Origin of the sequence: Acidovorax sp., assembly GCF_046294525.1 — a bacterium.
Classification (GTDB): Bacteria; Pseudomonadota; Gammaproteobacteria; order Burkholderiales; family Burkholderiaceae_C; genus Acidovorax.
In genome coordinates, this window is sequence record NZ_JBKBKQ010000001.1 from 13,452 (window position 1) to 25,882 (window position 12,431).

General features: G+C 64.4%; 10 protein-coding genes. 6 read left to right on the plus strand and 4 right to left on the minus strand.

The features are described from left to right. Positions 1-39: 39 nt before the first annotated feature. Positions 40-294, plus strand: a complete 255-nt coding sequence (locus ACK4HJ_RS00055) for a DUF1653 domain-containing protein (protein WP_409826556.1) — start codon at positions 40-42, stop codon at positions 292-294. Between the two features lie 105 nt (positions 295-399). Here the strand turns inward: ACK4HJ_RS00055 and purN are convergent, their stop codons facing one another. Continuing rightward, positions 400-993 carry a phosphoribosylglycinamide formyltransferase gene (purN, locus tag ACK4HJ_RS00060; RefSeq protein WP_409826557.1) on the minus strand — a complete coding sequence of 198 codons (594 nt, stop codon included), beginning with the start codon at positions 991-993 and terminating at the stop codon, positions 400-402. A gap of 24 nt (positions 994-1,017) precedes the next feature. Here purN and ACK4HJ_RS00065 point away from each other — a divergent pair, with 24 nt between their 5' ends. The 4 genes from ACK4HJ_RS00065 to ACK4HJ_RS00080 all read left to right on the plus strand — a co-directional run bounded on the left by ACK4HJ_RS00065 (position 1,018) and on the right by ACK4HJ_RS00080 (position 5,576). Continuing rightward, entirely contained in the window at positions 1,018-1,719 is a 702-nt protein-coding gene (locus ACK4HJ_RS00065) for a YceH family protein (RefSeq protein WP_409826558.1), read from the plus strand. 45 nt (positions 1,720-1,764) lie between these two features. Further along, the gene (locus ACK4HJ_RS00070) at positions 1,765-2,946 is read left to right on the plus strand and encodes an acyl-CoA dehydrogenase family protein (protein ID WP_182118341.1); all 1,182 of its coding nucleotides are present in this window, start codon (positions 1,765-1,767) and stop codon (positions 2,944-2,946) included. A 24-nt stretch (positions 2,947-2,970) separates the two neighbouring features. Beyond that, the gene (locus ACK4HJ_RS00075) at positions 2,971-4,086 is read left to right on the plus strand and encodes an acyl-CoA dehydrogenase family protein (RefSeq protein ID WP_409826559.1); all 1,116 of its coding nucleotides are present in this window, start codon (positions 2,971-2,973) and stop codon (positions 4,084-4,086) included. A gap of 77 nt (positions 4,087-4,163) precedes the next feature. Then, positions 4,164-5,576 carry an alpha/beta fold hydrolase gene (locus tag ACK4HJ_RS00080; protein ID WP_409826560.1) on the plus strand — a complete coding sequence of 471 codons (1,413 nt, stop codon included), beginning with the start codon at positions 4,164-4,166 and terminating at the stop codon, positions 5,574-5,576. Between the two features lie 95 nt (positions 5,577-5,671). Here the strand turns inward: ACK4HJ_RS00080 and ACK4HJ_RS00085 are convergent, their stop codons facing one another. The 3 genes from ACK4HJ_RS00085 to ACK4HJ_RS00095 all read right to left on the minus strand — a co-directional run bounded on the left by ACK4HJ_RS00085 (position 5,672) and on the right by ACK4HJ_RS00095 (position 10,191). Next, the gene (locus ACK4HJ_RS00085; RefSeq protein ID WP_409826561.1) at positions 5,672-6,307 is read right to left on the minus strand and encodes a DUF3617 domain-containing protein; all 636 of its coding nucleotides are present in this window, start codon (positions 6,305-6,307) and stop codon (positions 5,672-5,674) included. 314 nt (positions 6,308-6,621) lie between these two features. Continuing rightward, complete coding sequence (locus ACK4HJ_RS00090; protein ID WP_409826562.1) at positions 6,622-9,276, minus strand: IPTL-CTERM sorting domain-containing protein; 2,655 nt, start codon at positions 9,274-9,276, stop codon at positions 6,622-6,624. A gap of 228 nt (positions 9,277-9,504) precedes the next feature. After that, positions 9,505-10,191 carry a response regulator transcription factor gene (locus ACK4HJ_RS00095; RefSeq protein WP_409826564.1) on the minus strand — a complete coding sequence of 229 codons (687 nt, stop codon included), beginning with the start codon at positions 10,189-10,191 and terminating at the stop codon, positions 9,505-9,507. On the opposite strand from ACK4HJ_RS00095, the gene ACK4HJ_RS00100 reads away from it, so the two are divergent. Beyond that, positions 10,190-12,340 carry an ATP-binding protein gene (locus ACK4HJ_RS00100; protein ID WP_409826566.1) on the plus strand — a complete coding sequence of 717 codons (2,151 nt, stop codon included), beginning with the start codon at positions 10,190-10,192 and terminating at the stop codon, positions 12,338-12,340. The genes ACK4HJ_RS00095 and ACK4HJ_RS00100 overlap by 2 nt on opposite strands. Positions 12,341-12,431 lie beyond the last annotated feature (91 nt).

A 12,431-nucleotide genomic window follows, 5' to 3' on the forward strand; every position in this document is an offset into this window, starting at 1 on the left:
TTGTCAGCCACCATCGTAACCACTGAACCCAGCCACCCTATGACCGACGATGACCTCCCGCCCCTCACACCCACCGCGCCCGGCCTGTACCGCCATTACAAGGGCATGTTGTATGAAGTGATCGACACCGTGCGCCACAGCGAAACGCTGGAGCCCATGACGCTGTACCGCGCCCTGTACGGCCAACGGGGCTTGTGGGTGCGGCCCGCGGCGATGTTTGGAGAAGACGTGGTCATCGACGGCGTGCGGCGTCCCCGGTTTGAAAAGTGCCCCGAAGACACGCCTCGCACATGACCAATGAGGCGGACCAAGGCGCCCCTCCAACGCCGCGCGCCGCTGCCCTTTCAAATTTGAATCAAATATGCCTCTAGCGCCTATCAGTCAAGCGCTGGAAGCTATCTATTCAATAGCATTCAGCGTTTGCACCAGCGCCCGCACGGCACGGGGGTAGATCACGTGCTCCTGCGTAAGCACCCGCGCCGCCAGCGTGGCGGCCGTGTCGCCGGGCAGAACGGGCACGACGGCCTGGTCCAGGATGGGGCCCACGTCCAGCTCGGCGGTCACCTGGTGCACGGTCACGCCAGCAAACTTGCAGCCGGCATCGATGGCGCGCTGGTGGGTGTTCAAGCCGGTGAAGGCGGGCAGCAGCGAGGGGTGGATGTTGACGAGCCGACCTGCATAGCGGCCCACGAAGCCCGGCGTGAGAATGCGCATAAACCCGGCCAATACGACCAGAGCGGGATGGTGGCGGTCGATGAGAGCGGCCAGCGCGGCGTCAAAGGCCTCGCGGCCGTCAAAGGCCTTGTGGTCCAGTACCTCCGTCGCAATGCCCTGCTGCCTCGCAAACGTCAGCCCTGCAGCATCCGGCTTGTTGCTGATGACGGCCGCCACGCGGGCGCCGTAGCGCTGCTCCCACTGCTCCTGCTGCGCCGTGCGCACGATGGTGGCCATGTTGGAGCCGCCGCCGGAGATCAAAATGACGATGTTCTTCATAGATTGCCCGCAATTATCCAGCCCATGCCATTCGACCCAACCACCCGCCCCCTCACCCCCAATGAAGCCCGCGTGCTTGCCACCTTGATGGAAAAAGCGCGCACTGTCCCCGACAGCTACCCCATGTCGCTCAACGGCCTGGTCACCGGCTGCAATCAGAAGACCAGCCGCGACCCGGTGATGAACCTGAGTGATGCCGAGGCGCAAGAGGCGCTGGATTCGCTCAAGCTGCTGACGCTGGCGTTTGAAACCAGCGGCAACCGCACCACCCGCTGGGAGCACAACTTTCAGCGCGGTGTGGGCGTGCCTGAGCAGTCTGCCGTGCTGCTGGGGCTCTTGATGCTGCGCGGCCCGCAGACGGCGGGCGAGTTGCGCATCAACGCCGAGCGCTGGTACCGCTTTGCCGACATCTCGTCGGTCGAAGCCTTTCTGGACGAGCTGCAGGAGCGCAGCGCCGAAAAAGGCGGCCCGCTGGTGGTGCTGCTGCCGCGTGCCCCCGGCGCACGCGAACCACGCTGGGCGCACCTGCTGTGCGGGCCGGTAGACACCAGCATCAGCGGGTCCTCCGCGGGCACCAGCACGGGCGGGGCCAGCAGCGCCACGGCGGCTCTGCAAAGCCGTGTGGACGCACTGGAGACCCAGGTGGCCGCGCTGCAGGCCACCGTGCAGCGACTGTGCGCAGAGCTCGGCATGGCCGACGGAATGTCGCCACCCGGACAGGACTAAAACGAACGACCGTGCTACAAATGCGGATCACTTGGAGACAAACCGATGGATCTCGCATTCACCCCCGAAGAACAGGCGTTCCGCGAAGAAATTCGCGCCTGGGTTCAAGCTAATCTACCGAAAGAAATTTCGCACAAGGTCCACAACGCCCTGCGCCTGACCCGCGACGATCTGCAGGGCTGGGCCAAGATCCTGGGCAAGAAAGGCTGGCTGGGCTTCGGCTGGCCCAAGGAGTTTGGCGGCCCCGGCTGGACGGCCGTGCAAAAGCACCTGTTCGAAGAAGAATGCGCCCTGGCCGGCGCGCCCCGTATCGTGCCGTTTGGCCCGGTGATGGTGGCCCCCGTGATCATGGCGTTTGGCAACGCCGAGCAGCAAAAGCGCTTCTTGCCCGGCATCGCCAGCGGCGAAGTCTGGTGGAGCCAGGGCTACAGCGAACCCGGTTCGGGCTCGGACCTGGCCAGCGTCAAGACCCGCGCAGAACGCGTGGGCGATAAGTACATCGTCAACGGCCAAAAGACCTGGACCACCCTGGGCCAGCATGGCGACTGGATGTTCAACCTGGTGCGCACCAGCACCGAGGGCAAGCCCCAGACCGGCATCTCCTTCCTGCTGCTCGACATGAAGTCCAAGGGCGTCACCGTGCGCCCCATCAAGCTGCTGGACGGCGAATGCGAGGTGAACGAAGTGTTCTTCGACAACGTCGAAGTGCCCGCCGAGAACCTGATCGGTGAAGAGAACAAGGGCTGGACCTACGCAAAGCACCTGCTGAGCCACGAGCGCACCAACATCGCCGACGTGAACCGCAGCAAGCGCGAGCTGGAGCGCTTGAAGCGCATCGCCAAGACCGAAGGTGTGTGGGATGACGTTCGCTTCCGCGACCAGATCGCCCTGCTCGAAGTGGACATCGTGGCCCTGGAAATGCTGGTGCTGCGGGTGCTGTCGGCCGAGAAGAGCGGCAAGAACTCGCTCGACATCGCGGGTCTGCTCAAGATCAAGGGCAGCGAGATCCAGCAGCGCTATGCCGAACTGATGATGCTGGCGGCCGGCCCCTTTGCCATGCCCTTCATCGAAGAGGCCATGGAAGCCGGCTGGCAAGGCGACTTCCCAGGCGGCGTCACCGCCAACGCGCCGCTGGCATCGACCTACTTCAACCTGCGCAAGACCACCATCTACGGTGGCTCCAACGAAGTGCAGCGCAACATCGTGGCTCAGACCGTCCTCGGCTGATCCCAAGTTCCAGGAGACAAGAACATGGATTTCGATTTTTCTGACGACCAGGAACAACTGCGTGACGCTGTGCGCAAGTGGGTGGACAAGGGCTACACGTTTGAGCGCCGCCGCGCCGCCGTGGCCGCCGGCGGCTTTGACCGCACCGCCTGGAACGAACTGGCCGAGCTGGGCCTGACCGCCCTCACCGTGCCCGAGGCGCACGATGGCATGGGCCAGGGCGCCATCGACGCCATGGTGGTGGCCGAGGAACTGGGCCGCGGCATTGTGCTGGAGCCCATCGCTCAGGCGTTCATCGCCAGCAGCGTGCTGTCGCACTACGCACCGGCCGATGTGCAATCGGCCTGGCTGCCCCGCGTGGCCAGCGGCGAAGCGCTGGTGGTGTTGGCCCAGCAGGAGCGCAAGGCGCGCTACCGTCTGGATGTTTGCGAGGCAAAAGCGACCGCAGCCCAGACTGGGTATGCGCTGACAGCTACCAAAAGCATAGTACCCGCCGGTGACAAGGCCGACGCGTTCATCGTGCCCGCACAGCTCGACGGCAAGATCGCGCTCTTCCTGGTCGAGCGCACCGCCAGCGGCGGGACCACGCAGGGCTACGTCACGCAAGACGGCAGCCGCGCCGCAGAGGTGAAGCTGGCCAACGCACCCGCCACGCTCATCACCACCGACGGCCTGGCCGCGCTGGAACTGGCCGTGGACACCGGCATTGCCGCCGCCTGTGCCGAAGCTGTGGGCGTGATGGACAAGACCGTGGCCATCACCGTCGAATACATGAACCAGCGCAAGCAGTTCGGCGTGTTCATTTCCAGCTTCCAGGCCCTGCGCCACCGCGTGGCCGACATGAAGATGCAGCTGGAGCTGGCCCGCTCGATGAGCTACTACGCCAGCCTCAAGCTCGGCGCCCCCGCCGACGAGCGCCGCCGCGCCATGGCCCGCGCCAAGGTGCAGCTGGGCCAGTCGATGCGCTTTGTGGGCCAGCAAGCCGTGCAGTTGCATGGCGGCATTGGCGTGACGGACGAGTACATCGTCAGCCACTATTTCAAGAAGCTCACGCAGCTGGAGATGACCTTCGGCGACACGCTTCACCACCTGGGCGAAGTGTCCGCCCGCATGCAGGACACAGCGGGCGTGTTTGCCTGAAAAGGACTGTCACGCAAGCATGCAATGCTCGTGGGCTTGACGGCCCACGGGCATTTTTGATTTCTGGAGTTCCCACCATGACGACAACCCCATTTATATTGCAGCGCCTGCAACGCCGCGCGCTCCTGGCCGCAGCCACCGCTGCCGCCGCGCTGGCCTTGGCAGGCTGCGCCACCCCTGGCACCATGCCCTCGCTGGCCGAGGCACCACCCATCGTCTTCGTGCACGGCAACGGCGACACCGCCGCGCTGTGGCAAACCACGGTGTGGCGCTTTGAATCGAACGGCTGGCCGCGCGAGCGCCTGCACGCCATCGACGTGCCCTACCCGCTCTCGCGCGACGACGACACCAAGCCCCAGCCCGGCCGCACCTCCGCCGCAGAACACATGGCCTACCTGAAGGCCGAAGTGGACAAGGTGCTGAAAGCCACAGGCGCCAAGCAGGTGGTGCTGGTGGGCAACTCGCGCGGTGGCAATGCCATCCGCAACTACATCTACAACGGCGGCGGCAGCGCCACGGTCAGCCACGCCATCCTGGGGGGCACGCCCAACCATGGCGTATGGGCGATTCCCGGCTTTCGCGAAGGCAACGAGTTCTCGGGCACCGGCCCCTTCCTCACGGCCTTGAACGCCCCCAAGAACGCTGCGGGCGATGAGGTCAGCGGACCGGTGAAATGGATGACCGTGCGATCGGACAACAACGACAAGTTTGCGCAGCCCGACGGGCTGTGGATTGGCCAGAAGGGCAAGCCCACCTACGTGACGGCCGCAGGCCCCGAACTGAAGGGCGCGCTGAACGTGGTGATCCCCCGCATCGACCACCGCGAGACGTCCTACTCGCCTGCCGCTTTCGAGGTCACCTACCGCTTCATCACCGGCAAGGCCCCACGGTCCACCGCCATCGTGGCCGAAAAATCCGTGGTGCTGAACGGCAAGATCACGGGCCTGGGCGTGGACCCCGCCGACCCCAAGACCGGCAACTTCAGCAACAACCTGCCCCTGGCTGGCGCAACGCTGGAGGTGTATGCCACCCACCCCGCCACGGGCGCCCGGGTGGGAAACGCCCTGCTGCGCAAGACCGTGGGCGCCGACGGCCAGTGGGGTCCGTTGACCACCCAGCCCGGCGTGCCACATGAGTTCGTGATCACGGCCCCCGGCTATGCCACCACGCACATCTACCGCAGCGGCTTTCCGCGCAGCAGCAACCTCATCCACCTGCGCGCCGAGCGCATGGCCGACGCCGACAAGGGTGCCGAATCCGTCGTCACCCTGACCCGCCCCCGCGGCTACCTAGACCCGGCGCGCGACGCCATGCTGCTGGACGGCGCACGCCCCGCCGGCGTACCCGAAGGCGCCGGAGTCGCCACCGCCAAGGCCAAGCCGACCGGCGGGGTACGGCCCATCACGGCGGAGTTCAACGGCGAGAAAGTGACAGGCCAGACCTGGCCTGCGGCCGAAGGGCGGGTGGTGATGTTGGAGATCAGCCAGTAAAGAAGGAAGGCGCACCCGGCGGCAAGCCCACGCGCCCCTCGCGGAAACAACCGAAGCGCGCCGGGGCGCCCAGCAACCCGGGGACTGCCCAGACCTTAGTGCTTGTGCCCGCTATGGTCGGCGTTCTGGGCCCGCCGGTGGTCGTCCACCACGTTCACTGTCACCCCGTTGGGCAGCAACATGTCGCCCGGACGCTGCCCGGCGGCGCAGTCACCCAGCCAGCGCCCTTCAAAGACCATGCGCCCGGTGTTGTGCAGCGGCGTCTTGGGGAACTTTGCCTCGAAGCTGCCATGGTATGTAGACTGCAGGTCTCCCAGCAGCCGCATCTGCGTGTCCACACGGTTGTCGTGCACATAGCAGACCGTGATGATGTCATGGCCCGCCTCAGCGCCCTTGCCGCGCCGAAGGACCTTGCGCTCGTGGCAGTCCTCCTGCCCAGGAACAATCGACATCAGCATGATCGGTTCAACGGCGGCGCTGGTGCATTGGCGCACCGTGACAGGCTGTGGCGTACCGCGCCCAGCCCTTTTGAGCACCAGATCATCGCTGCGCACCAGAACCTCCCACAAGCCGTCCTTGCGCGCTGGCAGCACAGCTTGCCGAGACGCCTTGGGCACATTTGGAACTGGGGCTGCAGTATGTTTTGCGCCGGCATGCGGCGCCTCATGGGCAACGCCCGATGCACCCCACGCCAGAAAACACAGTGCAAAAACGCCTGTTGGATACCGCATATTTGCTCCGATAGATTCAAAAACTATAGCTACTAGCGCTTTATTGACAAGCGCTAGGGATGGCCTGGATAACCCTCGCGAGTCTGTGGTGGTGCGGATCGGGATGGGCCGCAAGGCGTCTTTTCGCAGCCAATAGCCTGGCTATTGGTAAGAGCAACGCAGCGGACCGCCCGAGGCCGCGCTAACACGGACCGCAGGGAGTTACGCGGGCCATCCCTAGAGGCCAATATCATCAAAAAAGCCAGCGACGCTGCAAGGCGCCGCTGGCTGCCGGTGGCCGGGGCACCGCCGATGCCCTGGGTTCACACTGCCGATCAGAACCTCCGGCGGCGGCGCAGTGCCACCATGCACAGGGCGATCAGCACCGACGTGATGGCCAGACCCCATTCGCTGAGCGTAGGAATGGCGTGCGGATTGGCGGCAGCAGCGACCGCGGCAAAGCTGAACACCATGGCGCAGTTGGCCGTCACATTGGGCACCGTGTAGATGGTGTTGGTGGCGTCAAAGCTGCCACCGGCGCATGTGCTGGCTGGGTCGGCTGTACCAGCTCGGCTCAGCGTGAACACGGCCGAGTCGCCGCTCGCCACATTTTGTGAAGCACCCGCTATCACCGATCCAGCACCAGGAGATGTGCCACTGACCGTGCCTGTCACGGTGAAAGAGGCGACGAATGCAAAGGCAACGTTGCAGTTGGCATTGATCGGGGCAATGGTGTATTCCGTGCGGCCTGCGTTCCACGAACCCACACCGGGCGCGCAGGTGTGGGTGGGGTTGCCAGGTGCGAAGCCCGAGTTGGGCACCACACGCCAGGTCGCAGAACTGCCGGGAGTTACCGTCTTGGCACCGCCGATGATGGAGCCGCCGGCCGGGGCGTTTGGCGTGGCAGTGACCACGCCACCCGCGTTGGTGAAGGTAACGTCCACCGTGCAGTTGGCTGTGACCGTACCCGTGGTGTAGGTATTGCCCACATAGCTGCCCGCGGGGCAGGTGCCACCAAAGACGGGCGCAAAGCCAGCGTTGGGCACGACGTTGAGCGAGGTCGTGCTGCCCGACGCGACCGGCACGGTGGTACCGCCGGGAGGTGTCACGGTTCCGCCTGCCCCAGCGGTGACGGACACGTCCAGAGGCACCGAGAATGCGGCGGTCACACTGCGCGCTTGATCCATCGTCACGAGGCAAGGTTGCGCAGTGCCCGAGCACACCCCGCCGGACCAGCCAGAAAAAATGGATCCAGCAGGCGCGTTTGCATACAGCGCCACCTGGGAGCCCGCGGTGAATTGCTTGATGTCGGTGCACTGCGCACCGGCGGCGGTCTTGTCGCAGACGATGCCTGGCAGCACCGAGGTGACCCGGCCGATGCCATCGCCGGACGTATTCACCGTCAAGGGCTGCACAGCTGGACCGGCACTCATCGAATGGGCGCTGGTGTTGTTGCTGGATTCAGGGTCCACAATGGTTGCGTCGGCCGCTGGCAGGTTGACGGAAACCGCGTAGATGATGGAGCGGGAACCGCCAGCACAGGCATCTACGGTGGCGGCCACCGTGAAGACCATCTGCTCGCCAGGGGCCCAGGGCGTTGTTGTTGTGCCCGCGATGGAGCCCGAACCCGTGGCCGCAGGGCATGCCAGAGCGCCTGTGGCACTGCAAGTCCAGTTGCCGACGGTAAGCCCTGCGGGCACGCTGTTGCCGATGCTCACGCCGCTGGGGGCGGTGTCGGGGCCGTCATTGCCCAGCGTCACGGTGTACGTAGTGCTGGACCCACAGGTCTGCGACGACGACGGATTGGTCACCGCGACCTTAAGGTCAGCACGCTGCAGCGTCGTCAGCGTGGATTTGACCAGGGGGCCCAACAGCGGCGGCGAACTGGCCGACCGGATGTAGTAGTTGCCGTGGTTGAGCGTGGGTGCCCGGGCGGTGTCAGGCACGATCCACTGCACCTCAATGTTGCCGACGTTGCCGGGATTGAGCGTGCCTACGTTGCAGGTGACTACATCAATGGAGCCAAGCGAACTGTCGGCATGGGGTGGGCTGAGGGTTTGCGTGATGGAGCACCCGGCTGGCAGCGTTCCTGGGTCCACCCGCAGATTCTGCTGGCGGTTGATCACGGCACCGCTACTAGGGTTGCGCTCATCCTGGTCCTGCGGAGAACGGATGATGACCTGGCTGTTGGGCATGGGCGCTTCGCCCCCATTGCTGTACTGGTAGTTGTAGGTGACGGTACGCTGGCCTGCGGCAGCGGGTATCGACGGCGTGTTGGCACCGGCATCAGAGCGCACAACGTATTCCGGTGCCGTGGCCGTCACGAAGGGGCCGGGTAACGTGGTCAGCCCCTGACCCGAATCCACGTACACCAGCCCGCCATGGCCGCTTTGCCCGCAGCCGCCACTGACGATGATGACTTCTACCTGGTCGCCCACATCCAGCACGCCTGCGCCAGGAGACACATCCACAGCCTGCCAGTTGGTGAACTGGTAGTTGCCCACCGCCTGCCAGGCCACGCCGGTCTGGTTGGCGAAGTTGAAGGTGTAGAAGAGCTGGGTGCCCTTCGTCACGTTCTTCACTTCAACAAAAAAATACGGCTGTTGATTGCCAGGGTGCGTGGGTGCGTCCAGCACCGGCGCGACGGCAAAGCGCACGTGCACCTTGCCGTCGGCAGGATCAATGTCACCTACGCCCATGGTGGCGGTCTGGCGGATCTGTGCGCCACGGTACTGCGTGCGTCCGTCGCCCACCCGTGCGCTTTTGTTGCCAAACAAAGGGGTCGTCAGCGCACCGCCCGTGTTGGCCGCCACCGTGCTACCGACCACCGCAGACTGGCCAGGGTCGGCTGCCACCCAGGGCGTGGTGCCCAAGTCTTCAAACCTGGTGGGTGGAAACACCGGAATCGTGTTTGCCACACGCAGCGGCGACACCGTCCAGCCAGCCCAATCCTGCTCGAAGCTGCCGTTCTGAAATTCGGCGTGCGCCATGGGTGCTGCTAGCAACGCGGCGGCTAACGCCCAGACGGCTCGGGTGGATTTTCCTAACGCCCTTATGTTCACGCAATTTCCCTTCATTTTTAAGCTTCTTATTTGCACCATCGCTGCAGCACCAAACCGCATCAGCGGATCGACGATCCATTGCCTCGAAATTGGAGTTTTTTGGGCCCTATTGACTGGCCGCGACACCCGCTCATGGCGTCGTGCAAGAGACCCAGTTCATGCGACGAATACAAGCCCCTTGCCAAACACAGCACGCACCGGCAGGGCAGTGCCTGTTGTTTCCAAAGTTTTGCGACGCAGCCGCGTCAGTTGGGACTCGATGCGATGAAAGCCGTCCTCGGCCTCGTCGGCGCCCACGGCGTGCATGAGCGCTTGCTTGCTCACCAGCGCTCCCTGGGTAGCCATCAGGCATGCCAGCAGCTCCAGTTCGCGGCTGGTGAGATCCAGAGAACGTTGATTGGGGGCAATGAGCCGCGCCGCTGCCTGGTCCAGCCGCCACGGTGCCAATGCGCCCTGGGGTTCGGTGCGCGGCGTCTGGCGGCGCAGTTGCGAGCGGATACCGGCCGTGAGCTCCTGCATGTCCACCGGCTTGACAAAGTACTGCAAGGCGCCGGCGTCCAGGCCTGCGATGCGGCTGTCCAGGTCTGCCCGGGCCGTCATGAGAATGGTGGGCACACCTTGTCCGGCCAGACGCCCCACCAGGCTCAACCCGTCCTCGCCGGGCAGGCCGATGTCCACAACAACCAGGTCCGCGCGGTCTTTCAGCAGGCGCACATAGAAGTCCTCCGCAGACTCAGCACCCCATGCCTTGAAGCCTGACCTTTGGAGATATCGGCACACGTTGCCCCGAATGTCTTCGTCATCCTCGACGACTGCAATGATGGATTCAGAGGGCACAGACATGAAAATCGAGAAAGCGGCAGAGACTGAAACACTTGGATACGCCCTATTCTCTCTGCGCCCCGATTTGCCAGCCATGCACAAGCACTCACAATTACTCACAGACCGGAAAAGAGATCCATCGAGACCGGTATGGCAACTTATCCTGTGGCTTCTGTGCTGCATGCTGCTGGTTCACGTGGACCATACGCCGGCGGCCGCGGCCAATCCTTCCCCGGAGCCCGCCAGCCTGCGCCTGGGCTGGGATATCCCGGTGGAGCGGCTCAACGACCTCAGCGGGCAACTTGGGCCGGATGAGGCGCAGGCACTCAACGGCGCTAGCTGGGAAGCGATGCCCCATGCACTCAATGCCGGGTACGTCCAGCATGTCGTGTGGTTGCGGTTCAACGTGCCACCAGCTCGGGCCAGCGATGCACTGGACACGGGGCCATTCTGGTTGCTGGCCCATCCTGCGTATCTCGATTCGGTGGTGCTGTACCAGCGTGATGACGCCACGGGCGTATGGCGGTCACAGCGCAGCGGCGACCATGTGCCTGCGAGCGAAAAGCCGGCAGTGCGTCAGCACCTGTTCCGCCTGGAGCCGGGGACGCTGGCGCTGCTGCGCATACAGACCACCAGTGCCATGCAGCTGCAGGGGCAGGTGTTTACCACCCCGACTGCCCTCAGTGCGCAGCTTGCAGCTGGCGAGCGTGCGCTGGGCCTCTACTTCGGAGCGATGATTGCGTTGCTCCTCGGCATATGGGCTGCAGCCGGCGTCTTTCGCACACACAACCTCTTCGCGCTTGCCATGTTGGGCACGGTCAGCACGCTGCACGTGTTCAATGTTCGGGGATATGCCAGCCTGTGGGCGCCAGATGCCTGGGCTTGGTGGGTCGGCGACCTAGTGGGCCTGGGTGCCTTCGCCCTGCCAGCCACCGTCGCCTGGCAGATGCGAGAGCAGTTGACGCGCAACACCCGATTCCGCCGCACAGACCGGTTTTTTCTGGGGGTGATTGCACTCAACCTGCTGTGCATATTCAGCGTTCCACTGGGCTTCTATGCGTCTGTGGCCTGGATCAACCTGGTGTCCCTGGTCGCCAGCGACGCCGCAGCGGTGGCGCTGTGTATCTCCGCACTGCGTCGGCGACACCGCCAGGCCCAGCACGCGTTATTGCTGGCGGCCTATGCGGTGCACCTCCTGGGCGGCATCCCCACCGCAGCCGTGATGACCGGTACGGTTCACTGGGACGTCGATGTCACCACCCTCTGGCAGATGCAGATCCTGGTGTTCACAGGGCTGATCGCCATCGCAGTGTTTGTCGGCATGGTTCTCAGATACCGTCAGGCCGAAATCTCCAAGGACAAGGCCATAGAACGCCTGGCCCAGTCAGAACACCTGCTGGAAGACCGCATCGACCAACGCACTCAGGAGCTGTCGCGCACCCAGATGTCATTGAGGCAGGCCCTGGACAGCGAGCGGACGCTGCGCCATGAGCAGCGCCAGTTTTTTCACATGATCAGCCACGAGTTTCGAACCCCGCTGGCGGTGGTCGACAGCGCCGCTGCCGAGCAGCAGAGTTTTCCCGTCCCCGATCTACAGATCCAGGTCGACCGGGCTGCGCAGATCCGCAGGGCCTGCCGCCGCCTGACCTCGTTGATCGACAGCTGCCTCATCAATGAACGCCTGGACGGGGCTGGGTTCACCATCCAGGCTGCTCCAGCAAACGTGGAGGCCATGCTGGAACATGCGGCCCAACTGGTGCGGTGGTCACCTCACCATCGGCTGCATCTTTTCACTGATGCAGCCCCCACAGAATGGACCTGTGACCAGACGCTTGTGCGCATCGCGCTGTCCAACCTGGTAGACAACGCCGTGAAGTACGCGCTCTCTGGAGAGATCTTCATAGCGGCGCAAAAGAACGAGGCAGGTATGCTGGAGGTGACGGTGGCGGATGAAGGGTCCGGAATGTCGCTGGAGGTGATGAACCGGATTTTTCAGCAGTACGAACGCGGCGACCGGTCGGACCAGAGCCGGGGCTTTGGCCTGGGCCTGTGGGTGAGCCGCAGGGTGGCCCAGTTGCATGGGGGTGACATCACGGTGCAGTCGGAGGCGGGTCATGGCGCATGTTTCACGCTCACGCTGGCGCCACAACGTGTTGTCCGAGCCTCATGAGGCTGCTCCTCCGTGCAGGCTGGCCGCTGGCGTGGATTTGGGAGTTACGCGCCAGGGGCAGAGTCACGAACGCGAATCCTGGATAATCGCG